Origin of the sequence: Streptomyces sp. PsTaAH-137, assembly GCF_003259365.1 — a bacterium.
Classification (GTDB): Bacteria; Actinomycetota; Actinomycetes; order Streptomycetales; family Streptomycetaceae; genus Streptomyces.
In genome coordinates this window covers 27,932-47,667 of the sequence record NZ_QLLY01000028.1, presented here as the reverse complement: position 1 = coordinate 47,667, position 19,736 = coordinate 27,932, and the positions used below count along the sequence as shown (strand labels likewise).

Annotated in this window: 17 protein-coding genes; 8 read left to right on the top strand and 9 right to left on the bottom strand. The window is 70.8% G+C overall.

What is annotated here, in order from left to right; translation table 11 throughout:
- Window position 1: 1 nt before the first annotated feature.
- From K377_RS38280 to mce, 4 genes are all read right to left on the bottom strand, one after another.
- Window positions 2–997, bottom strand: a complete 996-nt coding sequence (locus K377_RS38280) for an ABC transporter ATP-binding protein (RefSeq protein WP_111668266.1) — start codon at window positions 995–997, stop codon at window positions 2–4.
- Window positions 998–1,074: 77 nt separating this feature from the next.
- The gene (locus K377_RS38275) at window positions 1,075–2,010 is read right to left on the bottom strand and encodes a cellulose-binding protein (RefSeq protein ID WP_111668265.1); all 936 of its coding nucleotides are present in this window, start codon (window positions 2,008–2,010) and stop codon (window positions 1,075–1,077) included.
- Window positions 2,011–2,193: 183 nt separating this feature from the next.
- Window positions 2,194–6,108, bottom strand: coding sequence for a polarized growth protein Scy (scy, locus tag K377_RS38270; RefSeq protein ID WP_111668264.1), 3,915 nt, complete (start codon window positions 6,106–6,108; stop codon window positions 2,194–2,196).
- A 278-nt stretch (window positions 6,109–6,386) separates the two neighbouring features.
- Window positions 6,387–6,827 (bottom strand): methylmalonyl-CoA epimerase, encoded by a 441-nt coding sequence (gene mce, locus K377_RS38265; RefSeq protein WP_111668263.1) that lies wholly within the window; start codon window positions 6,825–6,827, stop codon window positions 6,387–6,389.
- Between the two features lie 138 nt (window positions 6,828–6,965).
- On the opposite strand from mce, the gene K377_RS38260 reads away from it, so the two are divergent.
- Window positions 6,966–8,168: an acetyl-CoA C-acetyltransferase gene (locus K377_RS38260; RefSeq protein WP_111668262.1), complete on the top strand. Its 1,203-nt coding sequence runs from the start codon at window positions 6,966–6,968 to the stop codon at window positions 8,166–8,168.
- Window positions 8,169–8,221: 53 nt separating this feature from the next.
- Window positions 8,222–9,178 (top strand): methylmalonyl Co-A mutase-associated GTPase MeaB, encoded by a 957-nt coding sequence (meaB, locus tag K377_RS38255; protein WP_111668261.1) that lies wholly within the window; start codon window positions 8,222–8,224, stop codon window positions 9,176–9,178.
- A gap of 148 nt (window positions 9,179–9,326) precedes the next feature.
- On the opposite strand, the gene K377_RS38250 is transcribed toward meaB, so the two are convergent.
- Window positions 9,327–9,956 carry a PepSY domain-containing protein gene (locus tag K377_RS38250; RefSeq protein ID WP_111668260.1) on the bottom strand — a complete coding sequence of 210 codons (630 nt, stop codon included), beginning with the start codon at window positions 9,954–9,956 and terminating at the stop codon, window positions 9,327–9,329.
- A gap of 112 nt (window positions 9,957–10,068) precedes the next feature.
- Here K377_RS38250 and K377_RS38245 point away from each other — a divergent pair, with 112 nt between their 5' ends.
- Both K377_RS38245 and K377_RS38240 read left to right on the top strand, forming a co-directional pair.
- Entirely contained in the window at window positions 10,069–10,740 is a 672-nt protein-coding gene (locus K377_RS38245; RefSeq protein ID WP_111668259.1) for a response regulator transcription factor, read from the top strand.
- A complete protein-coding gene (locus K377_RS38240) occupies window positions 10,737–12,149 on the top strand; it encodes a cell wall metabolism sensor histidine kinase WalK (protein WP_111668258.1) in 1,413 nt (470 codons plus the stop codon). The genes K377_RS38245 and K377_RS38240 overlap by 4 nt, the downstream gene beginning before the upstream one ends.
- 65 nt (window positions 12,150–12,214) lie before the next feature.
- On the opposite strand, the gene K377_RS38235 is transcribed toward K377_RS38240, so the two are convergent.
- The 4 genes from K377_RS38235 to K377_RS38220 all read right to left on the bottom strand — a co-directional run bounded on the left by K377_RS38235 (window position 12,215) and on the right by K377_RS38220 (window position 14,866).
- Entirely contained in the window at window positions 12,215–12,691 is a 477-nt protein-coding gene (locus tag K377_RS38235) for a MarR family winged helix-turn-helix transcriptional regulator (protein ID WP_111668257.1), read from the bottom strand.
- A 90-nt stretch (window positions 12,692–12,781) separates the two neighbouring features.
- Entirely contained in the window at window positions 12,782–13,561 is a 780-nt protein-coding gene (locus K377_RS38230; RefSeq protein WP_111668316.1) for an AIM24 family protein, read from the bottom strand.
- Window positions 13,562–13,569: 8 nt separating this feature from the next.
- The gene (locus tag K377_RS38225; protein ID WP_375606000.1) at window positions 13,570–14,235 is read right to left on the bottom strand and encodes an AIM24 family protein; all 666 of its coding nucleotides are present in this window, start codon (window positions 14,233–14,235) and stop codon (window positions 13,570–13,572) included.
- A complete protein-coding gene (locus tag K377_RS38220; protein ID WP_111668255.1) occupies window positions 14,228–14,866 on the bottom strand; it encodes an AIM24 family protein in 639 nt (212 codons plus the stop codon). The genes K377_RS38225 and K377_RS38220 overlap by 8 nt, the downstream gene beginning before the upstream one ends.
- Before the next feature lie 133 nt (window positions 14,867–14,999).
- On the opposite strand from K377_RS38220, the gene K377_RS38215 reads away from it, so the two are divergent.
- From K377_RS38215 to K377_RS38200, 4 genes are all read left to right on the top strand, one after another.
- A complete protein-coding gene (locus tag K377_RS38215; protein WP_111668254.1) occupies window positions 15,000–15,353 on the top strand; it encodes a DUF3817 domain-containing protein in 354 nt (117 codons plus the stop codon).
- On the top strand, window positions 15,350–15,643 hold the full coding sequence (locus K377_RS38210) for an MTH1187 family thiamine-binding protein (RefSeq protein ID WP_111668253.1): 294 nt from the start codon (window positions 15,350–15,352) through the stop codon (window positions 15,641–15,643). The genes K377_RS38215 and K377_RS38210 overlap by 4 nt, the downstream gene beginning before the upstream one ends.
- 333 nt (window positions 15,644–15,976) lie before the next feature.
- Complete coding sequence (locus tag K377_RS38205) at window positions 15,977–17,743, top strand: glycosyltransferase family 2 protein (RefSeq protein ID WP_111668252.1); 1,767 nt, start codon at window positions 15,977–15,979, stop codon at window positions 17,741–17,743.
- A gap of 3 nt (window positions 17,744–17,746) precedes the next feature.
- Window positions 17,747–19,717 (top strand): kelch motif-containing protein, encoded by a 1,971-nt coding sequence (locus K377_RS38200; protein WP_161195091.1) that lies wholly within the window; start codon window positions 17,747–17,749, stop codon window positions 19,715–19,717.
- Window positions 19,718–19,736 lie beyond the last annotated feature (19 nt).

Here is a 19,736-nt window from a genome sequence, read left to right as displayed (position 1 = left end):
CTCAGGCCCCCTTCCCTTGGTTCTTGTCACGGTTCCAGGACGCGCCCCAGGCATCCTGCTGCGGCTGCTGAGGGGGCGGTGGCGCGCTCTCGCCGGAGTGCGCGTGGTACTCGACCGACCCGGCGGTCAGCTGCATGAAGGCCTCTTCGAGGGACGCCTGCTGCGGGCTCAGCTCGTGCAGGACCAACTGGTGGCTCGCGGCCAGCTCGCCCAGCTGCTCGGGGGAGCCGCCGTCGACCTCCAGCGTGCCGTTGCCGGACTCCACGACCGTGATGCCGTTCTCGTGCAGGACGTCGAGGAGCCGCTCGCGCTGCGGCGAGCGCAGCCGCACGAACGACCGCGAGTTCTCCCGGATGAAGTCCGCCATGGAGGTGTCGGCGAGGAGCCTGCCCTGCCCGATGACCACCAGGTGCTCGGCGGTGAGCGCCATCTCGCTCATCAGGTGCGAGGAGACGAAGACCGTACGGCCCGCGGCCGCGAGGGACTTCATCAGATTGCGGATCCAGTGGATGCCCTCGGGGTCCAGACCGTTCACCGGCTCGTCGAACATCAGGATCTGCGGGTCGCCGAGGAGCGCGCCCGCGATACCGAGCCGCTGGCCCATGCCGAGCGAGAAGCCCTTGGACTTCTTCTTGGCCACGGCGGTCAGCCCGACCGTGTCCAGGACCTCGTCCACCCGGCTCCTGGGGATGCCGTTGGACTGGGCGAGGCAGAGCAGATGGTTGTACGCGCTGCGGCCGCCGTGCATGGCCTTCGCGTCGAGGAGCGCGCCGATGAACTTGAGGGGGTCCTTGAGCCGCGCGTACTGATTGCCGTCGATCCGGACCGTGCCCGCCGTGGGGTTGTCCAGCCCGAGCATCATGCGCATGGTCGTCGACTTGCCCGCGCCGTTCGGACCGAGGAAGCCCGTGACGATGCCCGGCCGGACCTGGAAGGTGAGGTTGTCGACGGCGGTCTTGTCCCCGTAACGCTTCGTCAGCCCCTCGAGCTCAATCATGGGGCCACGCTAGAGGGCGCGTAAGCCCCCTGCCACTTGTTTGGGGCAGGGGGCTTACGGAGTGACGTACGGGGTGATCAGCGGGACTGCTGCGCCGGGACCCCGCGGGAGATCGGCTCGTCCTCGACCGGCGCACCGGCGGCCGCGACCGCCGCACCCGTGAGGGTGGCCAGCATCTCGCGCACGTTCGTCAGCTGGGCGTTGATCGAGTCGCGGCGGTTGGTGAGCGCCGCCAGCTCGCGCTCGGATTCCGAGCGGATCCGGTCGGCCTTGGCGTTCGCGTCGGCCACGATGTCCTCGGCCTGGCGCTGGGCCGTCTCCACCGTCTGACGGGCGCGGCGCTCGGCGTCCGTGCGCAGCTTCTCGGCCTCCAGGCGGAGCTGCTCCGCGCGGTGCTCGATCTCCGCGAGGCGCTTCTCGGCCTTGGCCTGACGCGAGGCCAGGTCGCGCTCGGACTGCTCGCGCCGCTTGGCCAGGTTCGTCTCGAAGTCCGCGGCGGCCTGGGCGGCCTTGGCGCGGGTCTCCTCGAAGAGGGCGTCCGCCTCCTCGCGCTTGGACTGCGCGTCCTTCTGCGCCTCGGAGCGCAGCGTGGACGCCTCGCCCTTGGCCTTCTCGACGATCCGGACGCCCTCGTCCTCGGCCTTGGCCTTGCGCTCGGCGGCGAACGACTCCGCGTCGTTGCGCACCTGCTGAGCCGCGGACTCGGCGAGCTCGCGGTGCTGCTCGGCGGCCCGGCGGGCCTCCTCGCGCAGGTCCTTGGCCTCCTCCTCGGCGAGGCGGAGGATCTTCTCGACGCGCGCGCCGAGGCCGGCGTACGACGGCTCCGCGTCGTTCACCTGGGCCTGGGCGTTCTGTGTCTCGAGGTGGAGTTCCTCGATGCGCTTTTCCAGAGCAGTGATGCGAGCGAGAGCGCTGTCACGGTCGGAGACGAGCTTGGAGATTCGTTCGTCCACCTGAGCGCGGTCGTACCCACGCCGCACAAGCTCGAAGCCGTAGGGGGAAGTGTCGCTCATGGGGTTCCTGTCGAATGAGACCGGTGAGGTGATAAGGGGAATCCTAGGGGCCAAAGCGGCGTGTCATCGAGCAGATGCCGGTTTGATCTGGAGAATGACACCCCTTTTGAGTGGCGTAGCGGCTGATCACTTGCCAGGAGTAGGGCCGAACGACCTCTTCAAGCACGTAACTTGCTCTCCTGGCTAGCCCTCTGAGCCCTTGCCACCCGATCGGGTAGCCCCTGCGGCGGCGCCGGCCTTGACGCCACCGTCCTTGCCCGAGCCCGGAGCCTCAAAAGATTCCAACGCTTCCAACACGTCCTGGACACGGGAGATTTCGGCGTTGATGTCCTCGCGGCGTCTGACCAGGACATCCAGGTCGCGCTGACCCTTCTCGATCATGGCGGTGGACTCCTCCTCGGCGTCGGCCCTGATCTTCTCCGCCTCGCGCGTCAGCTCGGCCTTCTTCTGCTCGGCCTCCTTGAGCAGCCCCTCGGCCTTCTTCACGGCGGCGATCCGGACCTTGCCGGCCTCCGAGTTGGCGTCGTTGAGGATGTCCTTGGACTTGGCGGTGGCCTCGGCCAGCTGCTCCTCGGCCGCCTTGACGAGGGCGTCGCAGCGCTCGCCCGCGTTCTTCATCGCTTCCGCCGACTCGCGGCGAGCCCGCTCGTGCAGCTCCTCGATCTCGCCCGTGATGCGGTCGCGCAGCTCCTCGGCCCGCTCTCTTATCTGCGTGGCGTCCCGGCGGGCCCCGACGAGGAGCTCGTCCGCGTCCGTACGGGCCTTCTCCACCGTCGTATTGCCCTCGACCGTCGCCTCGGACATCAGGCGCTCGGCCTCCGTGCGGGCCGCGCCGACCATCGTGTCGGCCTGCGCCTCGGCGTCGGCGGTCGTCTTCTGCGCCGTCTCCTGCGCCTCGCGCGTCAGCTTGTCGGCCTCGGCCGCGGACTCCGTGATGAGCGTGTCGACCTGCTCGGCGGCCTCCGTACGGCGCTTGTTCGCGTCCTTGCGGGCCTCGTCCAGGGTGCGCTCCGCCTCGTCGCGCGCGGCGGCCGTGAGGCGCTCCGCCTCCTCGGCGGCCTCGGCCTTCACACGCTCGGACTCGGTACGGATCCGCTCCGCGTGCTGCTGCGCCGAGCCGACCGTCTCCGCCGCCTCGGCCCGCAGCCGCTCGGCGTCGCCCGACGCGTCCGCGATCAGCTTCTCGGCCTGGGCGACCGACTCGGTGCGCAGCCGCTCGGCCTCGGTGGTGGCGTCGCCGACGCGCTTCTCGGCCGCCGCGGTGGACTCCGCGCGGACCCGCTCCGCCTCGGTGTTCGTCTCCGTCGTCAGCCGCTCGGCCTCGGTGCGCGCCTCGCCGATCAGGGTGTCGGCCTGCGTGGCGGCGTCCGACCGGATGCGGTTGGCGTCCTCGCGGGCCTCGGCGCGGGTGCGCGAGGCGTCCTGGTCGGCGCCCGAACGCAGGTCGGAGACCTCGGTGCGGACCCGCTGGGCGTGCTCGGCGGCCTCGCCGCGCAGCCGCTCGGACTCGGCGATCGCCTCCGAGACGGTGTGCTCCGCCAGCGACTTGGCGGCCTCCGCCTCGGTGGTGGCCTCGGAACGCAGCCGGTTCGCGTCCTCGGCGGCGCGCTCGCGCTCCGCGTAGGCGTCGGAGCGGACCCGGTCGGCCTCCTCCTGCGCCTCCTGCTTGGTGCGGTCCGCCGCGTGCTCGGCGGCCGAGCGCAGCCCCGCGATCTCCTCCTGAGCCTGCTCCTGCAGCCCCGACACGGAGTCGCGCACCTGCTGCGCGGTCTGCTCGGCGGCGGAGACGAGCTCGGTGGCCCGCTGGTCCGCCTCCTCGACCAGCCGGGTGGCCTCGGTCTGCGCCTCCTCGACCCGGGCGCGGGCGACGGCCAGCAGCTCCTCGCTCCGCTCGCGGGCCCGCTCGCGCTCCTGGTCGGCCTCCTGGCGGGCGCTGCCGAGCGTCTCCTCGGCCTCGCGGCGCCGGCGGGCGGCCTCCTCGGTCGCGGCGGCCAGCGTCTCAGCGGCCTCGGCGGAGATCCGCTCGGCGGCGGTCTGCGCCTCGGCGCGCAGCCGGTCGGCGGACTCCTGCGCCTCGGTCTTGAGCCGCTCGGCCTCGGTCGCGGCCTCGGTCCGCAGCCGTACGGCGACGTTCTCCGCCTCGGAGCGGGTCGTCGAGGCGTCGGCGGCGGCCTCGGTGCGCAGCCGCTCGGCCTCCGTCTCGGCCTGCGCCTGCAAGGTCCGTACGCGCTCGGCCGCCTCGGTGCGCAGCCGGTCGCCCTCGTCGGCCGCCTCCCGGCGCAGCCGCTCGGCCTCCGCCCGGGCGTCCGTCAGCGTCGTCTCCGACGCCGTGAGGCGCTCCTCGGCCTCGGTGTGCAGCCGGGTCAGCTCGCGGGCCGCCTCGTCCTGCCGGTTCCTTATGGCCTCTTCGGTCTCGTCCTTGAGGGCCTGCGCGGCGCGCTCCGCCTCGGCGCGGGTGGCCTCGGCCTGCTCGTCGGCCTCGGCGCGGTGCTTCTCGGCCTCGGCGCGGGTGCGCTCCAGCGTCTCCTCGGCCTGCTTGCGCAGGCCCGTGGCGCGCTCGATGGCCTCGGTGCGGACCCGCTCGGCCTCGGTCGTGGCACCGCTGCGCAGCTCGTCCGCGTCCGCCTTCGCCTTGGCGAGCAGCTGCTCGGCGGTCCTGGCCGCCTCCTCGATCTGCTGGACGGCCTCGCGGCGGGCCTCGGCCCGGATCCGCTCGCCCTCCTCGACGGCCTCGGCCCGCAGCTGCTCGGCCTCGCCGCGCAGCCGGCGCGCCTCCTCCTGGAGCTCGACCGTCTTGGCCCGGTACTCCTTGGTGTCGTCCTTGGCCGCGCCCTTGAGCTGCTCCGAGATGTCGTGCGCCTCGGCGCGCAGCCGGTCCGCCTCGGACTCCGCCTCGGTGCGGATCCGCTCGGCCTCCTCGGCGGCGGCCTTCGTCGTCGACTTGGCCTCGTCGGCGGCCTTGTTCAGCACGTCCTCGGCGGTGCGCGCGGCCTTCGCCAGCTCGCCGGCGGTCTCCTCGGCGGTGACCGTACGGGCCTTCTCCTTGGCCGTCGCGATCAGCTGCTCGGCCTCGGCCTTGGCGTCGGCGACGACCTGCTCGGCCTCCGACTTGGTGGTCTCGGCCTCCTTGGTGGCCTCCTGGACGAGGCGGGCGACCTGCTCCTTCGCGGTCCGCGTCCGCTGCTCGTTGGCCGACTCGGCGCTCGCGAGCTGCTTGGTCGCGGCGTCCTTGGCCTCGTTGAGGACCTTGTCGGCCTCGGCGCGGGCCTCGCGCAGCGCGGTCTCCGCCTCGGCGATCTTCTGCTCGGCGGCGCGGCTCAGCTCCCCGGCCTGGCGGCGCGCGGTGTCCGACTCGGCGGTCGTGGTGGAGCGCAGATGCTCGGCGTGGTCGGTGGCCTCCTGGGCCTGCGTCGACGCGGCATTGAGCAGGCGCTCGGCGTCCTGGCGGGCGCGGGCCAGGATCGCCTGGGCCTCGGCGCGGGCGCTCTCCGCCTCGCCGGTCAGCCGGCGGCTGGCCTCGGCGGCGACCCGCTCGGCCTCCGCGCGGGCGGCGGACAGCGACTGGTCGGCCTCGGCGCGGGACTCGTCGAGCAGGCGGCGGGCCTGCTGCTCGGTGCGGGCGCGCAGCTGCTCGGCCCACTGCACGTTCTCGTTGACGTGGGTCTCGACCGTGCGGCGGCGCTCGGCCAGCTCCTGGTCGAGCTGCTGCCTGCGGTTGACCGCCTCGGTGTGCAGCTCGGACTGGAGCCGGGACTGCTGCTCGGCGTGCTCCTGGAGGATGCGCTGGGTCTGCGCCCGGGCCTCGCGCAGCTCGCGCTCGGCGTCCGCGCGCAGCTGCTCCGCCTGGATCTGGGCATTACGGAGCAGCTGCTCGGCCTGGTAGCCGATGTCCGCCCCGTCATAGGCAGGCCGGGACGCGAGGCTGCGGCGCGCCTCGTGCAGCTTGGCGCGCAACACCTCCACCTGGTAGCCCAGGTCCTCGGCGTGCTGGACGGCCTTCTCCCGCTCGGTCTTCAGCCGCTCCATCTCGGCTTCGAACCGCGAGAGATGGTCGGTCTCAGCCGGCCGCCGGCCGTCCTGGCTCTCGTAGCCCCGCACTGCGCGGTCCCGTCCTTCCCCAAGCTCTCGAATTCGCTCGAGCAGGGGAGACCCCACTCCTGGTCGCAGGTTCTTCCCTACGAGCTCCGTCCGTACGCCGAACGGGGCCCCCGGGGAATGGTGTCAGATCGACAAGGAGTACGCAGTCGGCGCTCGGGACCCATGTGTTCCGGCCCTTTTGCCCCGACCCTCGTCCCCCGATACCCGGACCCCGGCCCACGACCGCCCGCAGGTTGCGGCAGTCGCTCCCCAACCCTACCGGCCCGAGTATGCGGAGGTCAGTGGTCGGCCGACTCCTGGGGGGCGGAGGTGACGAGTTCGGTCAGCACACCGTGGCAGTCCTTGGGGTGCAGGAACGTGATGCGGGACCCCATCGAACCCCGCCGGGGCTCGTCGTACAGGACGCGTACGCCCTTGCCCCTGATGGCGTCGGCGTCCGCGTCGACATCGGCCGTACCGAAGGCGATGTGGTGCACGCCCTCACCGTTCTTGGCCAGCCATTTGCCCACCGCGGAGTCCTCGCGGGTCGGTTCCAGGAGCTGGAGGTAGGACGCCCCGCCGTCACTGGTCTCGTTGATCTTGAGCATGGCCTCGCGCACGCCCTGCTCCTCGTTGACCTCGGTGTGGAACACCTCGAATCCGTACGTGGCCCGGTAGAACTCGACGGTCGCGTCCAGGTCGTGGCAGGCGATCCCGATGTGGTCGATTCGCGTCAGCATGGGTCAAGTGCAGCGCGGGTCGTCGTGGTTACGCAACGTGCGCGCGATCACATTCACTGGCCGGTGACGGGCGGCGTACCGCTCAGTACATTCGAGTAAACCCTCGTTCACTCCTCATCTCCCAAGGGGCTGTGCCTCATGTCTGGAACGACCGGTACCACCTCAGTGATCGTCGCGGGCGCGCGCACGCCCATGGGACGGCTGCTGGGTTCCCTGAAGTCCTTCTCCGGAGCCGACCTCGGCGGCTTCGCGATCAAGGCCGCCATCGACCGTGCGGGTATCGGTGGCGACCAGGTGCAGTACGTGATCATGGGCCAGGTGCTCCAGGCCGGGGCAGGGCAGATCCCGGCGCGCCAGGCCGCGGTCAAGGCGGGCATCCCGATGAACGTCCCGGCGCTCACGATCAACAAGGTCTGCCTGTCGGGCCTCGACGCGGTCGCGCTCGCCGACCAGCTGATCCGCGCGGGTGAGTTCGACATCGTGGTCGCGGGCGGCCAGGAGTCGATGACGAACGCCCCGCACCTGCTCCCGAAGTCCCGCGAGGGCTACAAGTACGGCGCGGTCGAGATGCTCGACGCGATGGCGTACGACGGCCTGACGGACTCCTTCGAGAACATCCCCATGGGCGCCTCGACGGAGAAGCACAACACCCGGCTCGGCATCGCCCGCCCCGAGCAGGACGAGGTGGCCGCCCTCTCGCACCAGCGGGCCGCCGCCGCGCAGAAGAACGGCCTGTTCGAGGCCGAGATCACGCCCGTCGAGATCCCGCAGCGCAAGGGCGACCCGGTCCTGTTCAGCAAGGACGAGGGCATCCGCGCCGAGACCACGGCGGAGTCCCTCGGCAAGCTGCGCCCCGCCTTCGCCAAGGACGGCACGATCACGGCCGGTACCTCATCGCAGATCTCGGACGGTGCCGCCGCCGTCGTCGTCATGAGCAAGGCCAAGGCCCAGGAGCTGGGCCTGGACTGGATCGCGGAGATCGGCGCGCACGGCAACGTGGCGGGGCCGGACAACTCGCTCCAGTCCCAGCCGTCGAACGCCATCCGGCACGCCCTGAAGAAGGACGGGCTCGGCGTTGAGGACCTCGACCTCATCGAGATCAACGAGGCCTTCGCGGCGGTCGCCGTGCAGTCAATGAAGGACCTCGGCGTGTCCTCGGAAAAGGTGAACGTCAACGGCGGCGCCATCGCCCTGGGTCACCCGATCGGGATGTCCGGCGCGCGCATCGTGCTGCACCTCGCCCTGGAGCTGAAGCGGCGCGGCGGCGGTGTCGGCGCGGCCGCGCTGTGCGGTGGCGGCGGTCAGGGTGACGCGCTCGTGCTGCGGGTACCCAAGCCATAACCGGTTCGCCGGTTCGCCGGTTCTTGGTACGGGTCTGACGGAACGGAGCTGTGATGCAGGACGTCCCCACGCTGGTCGCCCAGGCGAGAGAGGGCAGGCCACGGGCCGTGGCCCGGCTGATCTCGCTGGTGGAGGGGGCGTCCCCGCAGCTGCGCGAGGTCATGGCCGCCCTCGCCCCGCTGACGGGGAACGCGTACGTGGTCGGGCTCACCGGATCGCCGGGTGTCGGCAAGTCGACGTCGACGTCGGCGCTGGTGAGCGCGTACCGGCGGGCCGGGAAGCGGGTCGGGGTCCTTGCCGTCGACCCGTCCTCGCCGTTCAGCGGGGGCGCGCTGCTCGGCGACCGGGTGCGGATGTCCGAGCACGCGTCCGACCCCGGGGTCTACATCCGCTCCATGGCCACCCGTGGGCATCTGGGCGGGCTCGCCTGGGCCGCGCCGCAGGCCATCCGGGTGCTCGACGCCGCCGGGTGCGATGTCGTTCTGGTCGAGACCGTGGGCGTCGGGCAGTCCGAGGTGGAGATCGCCTCGCAGGCCGATACGAGCGTGGTGCTGCTCGCGCCCGGGATGGGCGACGGGATCCAGGCCGCCAAGGCCGGGATCCTGGAGATCGGTGACGTGTACGTCGTCAACAAGGCGGACCGGGACGGCGCCGACGCCACCGCCCGCGAGCTGAACCACATGCTGGGGCTCGGGGAGTCGCGGGCGGCCGGTGACTGGCGGCCGCCCATCGTGAAGACCGTCGCCGCGCGGGGTGAGGGGATCGACGAGGTCGTCGAGGCGCTGGAGAAGCACCGGGCGTGGATGGAGGAGCACGGGGTGCTCTCCGAGCGGCGGGCTTCTCGGGCCGCCCGCGAGGTGGAGACCATCGCGGTCACCGCCCTCCGCGAGCGGATCGGTGACCTTCGTGGCGACCGCCGTCTCGGCGCGCTGGCCGAGCGCATCGTCTCCGGCGACCTGGATCCGTACCGGGCCGCCGACGAACTCGTCGAGGGCGTCACCCGGGGCTGAGCGCGCCTTCTCGCCTGCCGGGCCGCCACCGTCCCGCGTGCGCCGGTCGCGTCGTGGCTGGTCGCGCAGTTCCCCGCGCCCCTGAAAGCGAGCTTCGCTCGCTCCAGGGGGCGCGGGGAACTGCGCGGGACGCGGTCACCGGGTGTCGTCAGTCGTCGTCCGACGAGCGGTCCACGGTCAGGGCGCCCGAGCTGAGGTCGACGTGCCAGTCGTGTTCGACCCCGTTCGCCGACGTCGTCTCGACCTCCCACACGGTCACGGCGCCGGCGCCGGCACCGTCGATATCCGCGTCCACCGACGTCACCGTCCCCTTCGCGGCAGCGACCCGCGCGGCGTCCGAGGCCGAGGTCGACGCGTTCTTCAGGGCGGCGGCGGCCCGCGCGGGGTCGTCGTCGTCATCGTCCTTCTCGACGTGCGAGCCGAGCACCTTCCCGGTGCCGGGGTCGACCTCGATGTGGTGCCGGGCGGCGCCGGAGCCGATCACGTCGACGTCCCAGACGAGGCGGCCGTCGTCGGAGTCGAGGTCCGCCTCGGCGGCGACGCCCGGGGTGTGCTTCAGGGCGGCGGCGATGGCGTCCTCGGCGGTGATCCGTGCGCCCTTGGCCTCGTTGGCGTTCTCCTGGGCGTCACTGACGCCGTCGTCCTTGACGGTCACGCTCGACCGGGAGGCGGTGGTGTCCGGGTTCCCGTCGTCGGAGAGGGCGACCGCCGTGGCGGTTCCTCCGCCGATCAGCGCGACGGCGGCGATGGCGGAGATGACGGTCGTACGGCGCTTCATGGGGTCCGTCCCTTCGTGGAGTTCGACGAGGACCAAGGTGCCCGAGTGATGCTGAAGCCCCGCTGAAGGAAGCTGAAGAAGACTTCAGGAACCACCTGCGACCCTGAACCCCATGCGCCTGTTGATCGTGGAGGACGAGAAGCGGCTGGCTCTGTCGCTCGCCAAGGGACTGACCGCCGAGGGATACGCCGTCGACGTGGTCCACGACGGCCTCGAAGGACTGCACCGCGCGAGCGAGTCCCCGTACGACCTGATCGTCCTGGACATCATGCTGCCCGGCATGAACGGCTACCGGGTCTGCGCCGCCCTGCGCGCCGCCGGGAACGACGTGCCGATCCTGATGCTCACCGCGAAGGACGGCGAGTACGACGAGGCCGAGGGGCTGGACACGGGCGCCGACGACTACCTCACCAAGCCGTTCTCGTACGTCGTGCTCGTCGCGCGCGTGAAGGCGCTGCTGCGGCGGCGCGGCAGCGCGGGCCGGGCCAACCCCGTGCACACCGTCGGCCCGTACGCCGTCGACACGGCCGCCCGCCGGGTCACGCACGCCGAGGACGGTGAAGTGCCGCTCACCACCAAGGAGTTCGCGGTGCTGGAGCAACTCGTCGCGCGGGCCGGTGAGGTGGTGTCCAAGGGCGACATCCTGGAGCACGTGTGGGACTTCGCCTACGAGGGCGATCCCAACATCGTCGAGGTCTACGTCAGCGCCCTGCGCCGCAAGCTCGGCGCGTCCCTCATCCGGACCGTGCGCGGCGCCGGCTACCGGCTGGAGCTCCCCCGATGAGGCGGCGTCTCCTCGGCTCCGTACGGTCGCGTGCCGCCCTCGCCGCCACCCTCGTCGTCGCCGTCGCGCTGGTCGCGGCCGGCACCGCCGTGCTGCTCGCCCTGCGCGACAACCTCGGCGAACAGTCCTCGGCGGGCGCCGACTCCGCCGCGCGCCGCGTCGCCACGTCGCTGGTCAGCGGGGCCGCGCCGCGCAGCCTCGACCTCGACGACGAGGACCATCCGGTGCAGGTCGTCGACGACGACGGCAGGCTGATCGCCGCCACCGATGACCTGGAGCGGATCTCCGGCGCCGGAACCGACGCCGTGAAGCCCGTCGCCGCACAGCGGGACGACAGCGACGACGACGGTGACGACGACAGCCGCGGCGGCGGAAAAGTGTCCGGCTCCACCGACTATTCCGACGGCAGCGCCACCGTGGACGGCGACAGCGCCGACTACCGGTTCGCCGAGGTGAAGGTCGACGACACCGCGTACGGCGATCTGACCGTGTACGCGGGCGCCTCGCTGACCGCCGAGCAGAGCGCCGTGACGACGACGAAGACCGCCATGCTGATCGGCTTCCCGCTGCTGCTCGTGGTCGTCGGCACCGTCACGTACCTGGTGACCCGGCGCGCGCTGCGGCCCGTCGAGGGCATCCGCGCCGAGATGGCCGCCATCACCGCGTCGCAGGACCTCGGCCGCCGGGTGCCGCAGCCGGACACGCACGACGAGGTCGCCCGCCTGGCCGCGACCACCAACGAGACGCTGGCCGCGCTCCAGGCGTCGGTCGAGCGGCAGCGGCGGTTCGTCGCCGACGCCTCGCACGAACTGCGCAGCCCCATCGCCTCCCTGCGCACCCAGCTGGAGGTCGGCGCCGCCCACCCGGAACTGCTCGACGTACCGGGCGCCGTCGAGGACACGGTGCGGCTCCAGGAACTCGCCGCGGATCTGCTGCTGCTCGCCCGGCTCGACGCGGGGGAGCGGCCCGCGGACACCGGAGTGGATCTGGCGGCCCTGGTGCGCGAGGAGCTCTCGCAGCGCACGGGCGACCGGCTGCCCGTCACGGTGGAGTCGGCCGAGCCGGCCCAGGTCACCGGCTCGCGCGGGCAGTTGGCCCGGGTGCTCGGCAATCTCGTGGACAACGCGCAGCGGCACGCGGGCACCGGTGTCGTGGTCGCCGTGAGCGTCGAGCGCGGCGAGGCGGTCCTCACCGTCGCCGACGACGGTGCTGGGGTGCCGGCCGAGGAACGCGAGCGGATCTTCGAGCGGTTCGTCCGGCTCGACGACGCCCGCTCCCGGGACGGCGGCGGAGCGGGTCTCGGACTGGCCATCGCCCGGGATGTGGCCGTGCGGCACGGCGGCACCCTGACGGTGCGCGCCGCGCCGCAGGGCGGGGCACTGTTCGAACTGCGGCTGCCCGCCGGATGATGGCGGGTATCCACGGGGGAGGTCGGCGGTCCTCCGGGGACTGCAACCTCAGACGTTCGCAGGTGTCACGGTTTGCCGCGCTGCGAACGCAGGTGCTCGGCGATGGGTGCGAGCGCCTTGTGGAGCTCGCTCAGCGCCTCCGGCGAGACAAGATCCACGAAGTGCTGCCGCACGGACGCCACATGGAACGGGGCGACCTTCCGCATGGTCTCCAGGCCGAACTCGGTGAGGACCGTGTACAGGCCGCGCCGGTCGGACTCGCAGTTCTCGCGGCGGACCAGGCCCGCGTTCTCCATCCGGGTGATCTGGTGCGAGAGCCGGCTCTTGGACTGCAGGGTCGCCGCAGCCAGGTCGCTCATCCGCATCCGGTGCTCATCCGCTTCGGAGAGGTTCACCAGAATCTCGTAGTCGTTCATCGTCAGGCCGAAGGGCTGGAGGTCTTTCTCCAGCTGGTAGTTCAGCAGCCTGTTGACCTCCAGGTGGGTGCGCCAGGCGCACTGTTCCTCGTCGGTCAGCCACTTCGTGGCCGTCTCGGTCTCCATGGAATCGATTCTACCTAAGAAGTTGAAAGGTGAACGAAGGTGAGGGGTGTGACGTTCACGCGTTCGACGTCACACTCCGCAGACTACCGCTCACAGCCCGAAGCGACGCTGGAGGTCTCCGAGCTGTCCGGGAAGCCTCGGTGTCGGTGACGGGCCCGCGCCCGGCCCCGAACCACCGCCCGGAACACCCGCTTGGTGAGGTACGTCACCCGTGGCGGCCTCCGGCATCAGCGCCTCGCTCGACTGCAGCAGCACCGTGCCCGCGCCCACGAATTCGAACTGGTGCTCCTCGCCGCTGACCCCGCCGATCCCCGTCATCGCACGTAGACCGCCGATGACCCCGGTCAGGTAGCCGTGGTCGTAGTGATGGCAGGGGGACGGGCAGTCGGCCCAGCCGACGAGCGCCTGCGGATCGACGCGGATCGGCGGCTCCATGAAGACGACCGGACCGTTTGAAGCCGCGACGAATTTGCCAGTGCCAATGAGTGTGAGAAAGCCGGGCACGATGGACTGCTTGAGCGCGAGACTTGGCTGAAAAGCGAGCAGATTGCCCGCGCGGATGGTCAGGTTGCCGTCGTCCAGGTCGTAGGAGTTGACGTCGAACGCCCGGTCCGCGAGGAGCATCTTGCCGCTGCCCTCCGCCACCACCCAGTCGCTCGCGTGCAACGGCGAATGGAACGAGGTGCGCACCAGGCGGTCGAGCCGCCCGTGCCCGATCCCGTTGAACTCCATCCGCCCGTAGTAGGCGATCATCTTGCCCTTCTGCAGGAACCACTGACTGCTCTTCAGTTCCACGCAGAAGGTGTACGCGTTGACGTTGTCGTCGACCGGCAGTGTCCTGGGGTCGTGGATCACCGGGCCCGCGGGCATGGGGTGGTTCACAGCTTCTCCTCCGACGCCTGTACGTACACCGCACCGCTCCCGCTCAGCTCCAGCTGGAACGCCTCGCCGCTGCCGCGCCCCACCATGTCCCGCCAGCCGAGCGCCGTCGACAGCTTGTTGCGCACGTCGCCGTGGTGGGCGACGTACGCCTGGGGGTCGACGTGCACCGGGTTGTTCGGGGTGATCGGCACCTCGATGACCCCGCCGTGCGCCATCACCGCGACCGCCCCGTGCCCCTTGAGCGTGGTCGTGAAGAGGCCCTGCCCGGTGACCTGCCCGCGCACCATGCCCATCACCCCGCCCTGGGAGCCCATGAACATCGTGCCCTGCTGCAACGCCCCGTCGAAGGCGAGCAGCCGGTCCGCCTCCACGTACAAGGTGTCGCCGGAGAGCGTGATCACCTGCACGTGATGGCCGCCGTGCCCGAACAGCACCGTGCCGCTGCCCTCGACCGACATCAGCGGCGTCGCCTCGTTCGCCACCCGCCGTCCGAGCATCGACATCAGCCCGCCCTGCCCGCCCTGCATGTTGGGCGTGAAGGTGACGTCCCCCTTGTACGCGAGCATCGCGCCGCGCTGGCTGTAGAGCCGCTGCCCGGGCACGACGGTCGCCTCGATCATCTTCGAGTTGATCTCACGAAAGCTCGCCGGCATCTCAGACATCCCCCGCGATCGTGTTGCGCTCGCTGGGCTGTACGTAGACCAGCCCGTCCCCCTCGAAGAGGATCTGGAACGCCTCGCCGCCGCCTTCCCCCAGGAACGTACGGAAGGTGACGCCCGACTGGAACGACTGCCGCAGACTGCCCTGGTGCGCGATGTAGGCGCCCGGGTCGACGGTCAGCGGGTAGTCGCGGCTGACCCGCAGCACCACCGCCGGGCCGTCGCTCATGATCGCGGCCTGGCCGTGTCCCTCGACGGTCGTCGTGAACAGCCCGTTGCCCTGGGAGGCGCCGCGCATCCCCGTGAAGCTGGTGCCGGTGCGCAGTCCCGCGTCCGTGCACAGCAGATTGCTCGCCTCGACCCAGAGCTTGTCGCCCTGGAGCCCGACCAGGTTGATCTCGGACGCCCGGTCCGCGAACCAGCAGGTCCCCTGGCCCTTCACCTCCATCACGGTCATCTGCTCACCCGTGATGCGGCGGGTCACCATCCCCCGTATCCCCTCGCCACCCCCGCTCAGCTTCTTGAACGCCATACGGCCGTCGTACGCGACCATCGACCCGTTCTTCGCCTTGACGCTGTCGCCCGTCATGTCGACGGCGAGCATCTTGCTGCCCTGCAGCCGGAACGTTGCCACGGGGACGACGGTAGCCGGGCGGGGGAGCCCGCCGACAGGGCGGCGGCGCGGCGATGCCACAATGGGGAACGCTTGTGCGCGCTTTCACAAGATCACTGCCCGCCCCGTCGACCACTCCAGTCAAAGGTGCCTCGTGGACATCAAGACCGCCTCCGCCATCCGCCGCCTCCGCCTGGTCTCCGCGCCCGAGGCCGTCTCCTTCATCCTGCTGCTGGTCTGCTCGGTGCTGAAGCGGACGACGGACTTCAACGCCGTGCCCGTCATGGGCATGGTGCACGGCGTGCTGTTCGTGCTGTACGTCGTCTTCTGGCTGGACGCCTGGAACCGTGCCAAGTGGGGCTTCGGCCGGGCCGCGCTCTACTTCGTCCTCTCCGTGCTGCCGACCGGCGGGTTCTTCGCCGAGCGCAAGCTGAAGCGGGAGTCCGAGAGCGCCGTCGACGCCGCCATCGCGGCGCGGGCCCGTCAGGAAGGGATCGTCAACGCATGATCGTCGCTTTCTCCGTGACGCCGCTCGGGGTCGGTGAGGACGTGGGGGAGTACGTCGCCGACGCGGTGCGGGTCGTTCGTGAGTCCGGGCTGCCTCATCGGACGGACGCCATGTTCACGTCGATCGAGGGGGAGTGGGACGAGGTGATGGACGTCGTGAAGCGCGCCGTCGCCGTCGTCGAGGAGCGCGCTCCCCGGGTCTCCGTGGTGATGAAGGCCGACATCCGCCCCGGCGTGACGGACGGCCTGACCTCAAAGGTCGCCACCGTCGAACGGCACCTCGCCGAATAGCCCCGACTCCCCGCCCGCCTGCGGCTCTCGTCGTGGCTGGTCGCGCAGTTCCCCGCGCCCCTGAGGCATGCGCTCCGCGCAGCCTCCCCTATGAGATGCCGCACGAAGTGCGCATCTCAGGGGCGCGGGGAACTGCGCGAGAAGCGGCCGCCGGTCTGCAGGTGGCCGACAACCCCCGAAGTGCGGCGCCGATTCACCCGCCCCCGTGAATCAACACGCCATACCTCACTCGTACGTACCCTCCGGTTCGACACGCCCATAAAAGTCACCTTTTGTGAGGTTATCGATACGCTCGGTCACCGAAAGCCGGGCGACGGGAACCTGGAGGGCGCTGTGCGGCCTGAGGGCTATGACTACGACACCTACAGCAGGCTGGCCGGGCCGCTGACCGAGCCGCCCGCCGACGGCTACCGGGTGCAGTACACCTCACTCCTCTCCCGCGAGCCCCACCGAATACGCGCGGTCCTGCTGATGACGCTGGCCCCGGTGCTCACCGGGATCCTGCTCGTCTATCTGGTGTGGCCCAGCCACTGGGTGGAGCGCGAGGGCGGCGCCCGCTGGCTCGTCCAGCTCGACATCGTGATGCTGGTGTCGATCGGCCTCATCGAGCTGTTCATGGTCGTCAACGTCGTCTCCATCGCCCACGCGACGATGGTGGCGAGGGACCCGGTGCCGGTGCGCCCCGAACCGGGCACCCGGGTCGCGTTCCTGACCACGTACGTCCCCGGCAAGGAACCCCTGTCGATGGTGCGCGCCACCCTCGAAGGCGCCGTCCGCCTCACCCACGACGGCCCGCTCGACGTGTGGCTGCTCGACGAGGGCGACGACCCCCGGGCCCGCGCCCTCTGCGCCGAGCTGGGCGTCCGGCACTTCACGCGGCACGGCGTCGAGGAGTGGAACCGGGCGAAGGGTGCCCACAAGACCCGTACCAAGCACGGCAACTACAACGCCTGGCTCACCGCGCACCACGCCGACTACGACTTCTTCGCGTCCGTCGACACCGACCACGTACCGGTGCCGGAGTTCCTGGAGCGGATGCTGGGCTACTTCCGCGACCCGGACGTCGCGTTCGTCGTCGGGCCGCAGGTCTACGGCAACTACGACTCACCGGTCACCAAGGCCGCCGAGTCCCAGCAGTTCCTCTTCCACGCGCTGATCCAGCGGGCCGGCAACCGCTACCGGGCCCCCATGTTCGTCGGCACCAACAACGTCGTGCGGATCAGTGCCCTGAAGCAGATCGGCGGCTTCGTCGACTCGATCACCGAGGACATGGCGACCGGCTTCGAGATCCACCGGCACACCAACCCGGCCACGGGCACCAAGTGGCGCTCCGTCTACACGCCCGACGTGCTCGCCGTCGGTGAGGGGCCCGCCTCCTGGACGGACTTCTTCACCCAGCAGCTCCGCTGGTCGCGCGGGACGTACGAGACGCTGTTCAAGCAGTACTGGAAGGCGCCGTTCAGCATGCCGGCCGGCCGCCTCTTCTCGTACACGATGATGCTCGTCTACTACCCGATGACGGCCGTCAACTGGCTGCTCGGCGTGCTGAGCTGCGTGCTGTTCCTCTGGTTCGGCGCGTCCGGCACGCAGGTGTCGGCGTCCGTGTGGCTGATGCTCTACAGCGACGCCGCCGCCCTCCAGATCGGCCTCTACCTGTGGAACCGGCGGCACAACGTCTCGCCGCACGAACCCGAGGGGTCCGGCGGTATCGCGGGCATGGCCATGTCGGCGATCTCCGCGCCGATCTACCTGAAGTCGCTGGGCGCCGCGCTGCTGCGCCGCCCGTCCCGCTTCGTCGTCACGCCGAAGGGCGGCGACGCCACCGCCGACCGGATGCTCACCTTCCGCATCCATCTCTTCTGGGCGGGCGTGCTCGCCGTGTCGCTCGCCGCGTCGGTCGTCCTCGACCACACGCACGTGGCCATGCGGACCTGGGCGGTCCTCGCCCTGTGCATCGCCCTCGCGCCGCCGGTCGTGTGGAGCGTGGCGCAGCGCCGCGAGGCGGCGGCCGCCGCGGCCGCCGAGCCCGGGAAGCACGAGAAGCCGGAGCCCGCCCTCGCCGGTTCGCCGGTCTCCAGCACGAGCACAGGAGGGAACTGACCCATGGCCTTCAACAGCTACAAGCCGTCCCAGAAGATGAAGAAGACGGTCCTGGGCGTGGGCGGCATCGCCCTCCTCGTCGGCCTCAACGCCCCGGCCGCCTGGACCTTCGCCTCCGAGAAGTACGAGGACTGGAAGATCGCCCAGCCCGGCTACAAGGCTCGGTACGGCTCGTGGTCGCAGGTCGACATCCCCGAGCAGTTCCGTACCAACGCCATCCACGCGGCGCTGCTGCACACCGGCAAGGTGCTGATCGTGGCGGGCTCCGGCAACGAGCAGCGGAAGTTCGACGCCGGGTCGTTCGACACGGTCCTGTGGGACCCGAAGGCGAACACCTTCAAGAAGATCGACACCCCGGAGGACTTCTTCTGCTCCGGGCACGCCGCCCTCCCCGACGGCCGGATGCTCGTGGCCGGCGGCACCGCCCGCTACGAACTCCTCGACGGTGAGGTGAAGCGGGCGGGCGGCGGGATGCGCGTCAAGAACGAGAGCCCCGACGAACCGGTGGTCCTGAAGAAGGGGACGAAGTTCCGCTCGCCGGACGGTGTCGAGTACGTGTCGAAGTTCGACGTGACCGTGCCCAAGGCCAAGCGCTCCTACGACATCAGCTACAACCGCGCCGGTGTCATGCAGCCCTGGAAGACGAAGATCAAGGCGAGCGAGGCCCGCGTCTTCGTCGAGGCCGTCGCCGACGGCAAGCAGTACGAGACGTCGAAGCAGGCCCAGTACGAGATCGAGGGCCTCACCGGCAAGGACGCCGACAACGCGTACGGGCTCTCCGAGAAGATCACCATGGAGAAGCAGGACTTCCAGGGGATCAAGGCCGCGTACGAGTTCGATCCGGTCGCCGAGAAGTACGTGCCCGTGGACCCGATGCAGAAGGCGCGCTGGTACCCCACGCTCGTCGGCCTGGAGGACGGCAAGGTGCTCGCCGTCTCCGGACTCGACGACGTCGGCGTCATCGACCCCGGGGACAACGAGATCTACGACCCGAGGACCAAGAAGTGGTCGATGGGCCCCAAGCGGTACTTCCCGACCTACCCGGCGCTGTTCCTGACCAAGGGCGGCAAGCTCTTCTACCCGGCCTCCAACGCCGGGTACGGGCCCGCCGAGAAGGGCCGGGAGCCGGGTCTGTGGGACCTGAGGACCAACAAGTTCGAGAAGGTCCCCGGCCTCACCGACGGGGACGAGACGGAGACGTCGGCGTCCCTGCTGCTGCCCCCGGCGCAGGACCAGAAGGTGATGATCCTGGGCGGCGGAGGCGTCGGTGAGTCGGAGCGGGCGACGCCGCGCACCGCGGTCGTCGACCTGAAGGAGGACAGCCCCCGCTTCAAGGAGGGGCCGAACCTGCCGCAGGGCACCCGCTACCTGAACAGCGTGATCATGCCGGACGACTCGGTCTTCACGTCCAACGGCTCGTCCGACTACCGCGGGCGCGGCGCCAGCAACATCCTCGCCGCGCAGTTCTACGACCCCAAGAAGAACGCCTTCCGCGAGGCGGCCTCGCCCAAGGTCGGCCGCAACTACCACTCGGAGGCGCTGCTGCTGCCCGACGGCCGGGTGGTGACCTTCGGCTCCGACCCGCTCTTCGACGACCAGCAGAACACCAAGCTGGGCCACTTCGAGCAGCGCATGGAGATCTTCACGCCGCCCGCGCTGCACAAGGGCGGGGACCGGCGCCCGGTCCTCGGTGACGGACCGGAGACGATTCCGGGCGACCACCGGGCGACGTTCAGGACGGACGCCGCCGACCGGATCGTGAAGGCGCGGCTGATGCGGCCGTCCGCCGTGACCCACACGACGGACGTCGAGCAGCGCTCGATCGAACTGGGCCTGAGCAAGCGCGAGGGACAGATCACGGTGGACGTGCCGACCGACCGGGCCCTGGTCCCGCCCGGCTGGTACATGCTCTTCGCGACGGACGCGGACGGGGTGTCGTCCGAGGCCAAGTGGGTCAAGGTCGGCGAGGACTGACCCGCAGGCGATCCGCGCG

What these genes read in the sequence shown, in the direction of transcription:
- K377_RS38280 (WP_111668266.1), bottom strand. Translation starts at nt 997, where the DNA reads ATGATTGAGCTCGAGGGGCTGACGAAGCGTTACGGGGACAAGACCGCC.
- K377_RS38275 (WP_111668265.1), bottom strand. Translation starts at nt 2,010, where the DNA reads ATGAGCGACACTTCCCCCTACGGCTTCGAGCTTGTGCGGCGTGGGTAC.
- mce (WP_111668263.1), bottom strand. Translation starts at nt 6,827, where the DNA reads ATGCTGACGCGAATCGACCACATCGGGATCGCCTGCCACGACCTGGAC.
- K377_RS38260 (WP_111668262.1), top strand. Translation starts at nt 6,966, where the DNA reads ATGTCTGGAACGACCGGTACCACCTCAGTGATCGTCGCGGGCGCGCGC.
- meaB (WP_111668261.1), top strand. Translation starts at nt 8,222, where the DNA reads ATGCAGGACGTCCCCACGCTGGTCGCCCAGGCGAGAGAGGGCAGGCCA.
- K377_RS38250 (WP_111668260.1), bottom strand. Translation starts at nt 9,956, where the DNA reads ATGAAGCGCCGTACGACCGTCATCTCCGCCATCGCCGCCGTCGCGCTG.
- K377_RS38245 (WP_111668259.1), top strand. Translation starts at nt 10,069, where the DNA reads ATGCGCCTGTTGATCGTGGAGGACGAGAAGCGGCTGGCTCTGTCGCTC.
- K377_RS38240 (WP_111668258.1), top strand. Translation starts at nt 10,737, where the DNA reads ATGAGGCGGCGTCTCCTCGGCTCCGTACGGTCGCGTGCCGCCCTCGCC.
- K377_RS38235 (WP_111668257.1), bottom strand. Translation starts at nt 12,691, where the DNA reads ATGGAGACCGAGACGGCCACGAAGTGGCTGACCGACGAGGAACAGTGC.
- K377_RS38230 (WP_111668316.1), bottom strand. Translation starts at nt 13,561, where the DNA reads ATGCCCGCGGGCCCGGTGATCCACGACCCCAGGACACTGCCGGTCGAC.
- K377_RS38225 (WP_375606000.1), bottom strand. Translation starts at nt 14,235, where the DNA reads ATGTCTGAGATGCCGGCGAGCTTTCGTGAGATCAACTCGAAGATGATC.
- K377_RS38210 (WP_111668253.1), top strand. Translation starts at nt 15,350, where the DNA reads ATGATCGTCGCTTTCTCCGTGACGCCGCTCGGGGTCGGTGAGGACGTG.
- K377_RS38200 (WP_161195091.1), top strand. Translation starts at nt 17,747, where the DNA reads ATGGCCTTCAACAGCTACAAGCCGTCCCAGAAGATGAAGAAGACGGTC.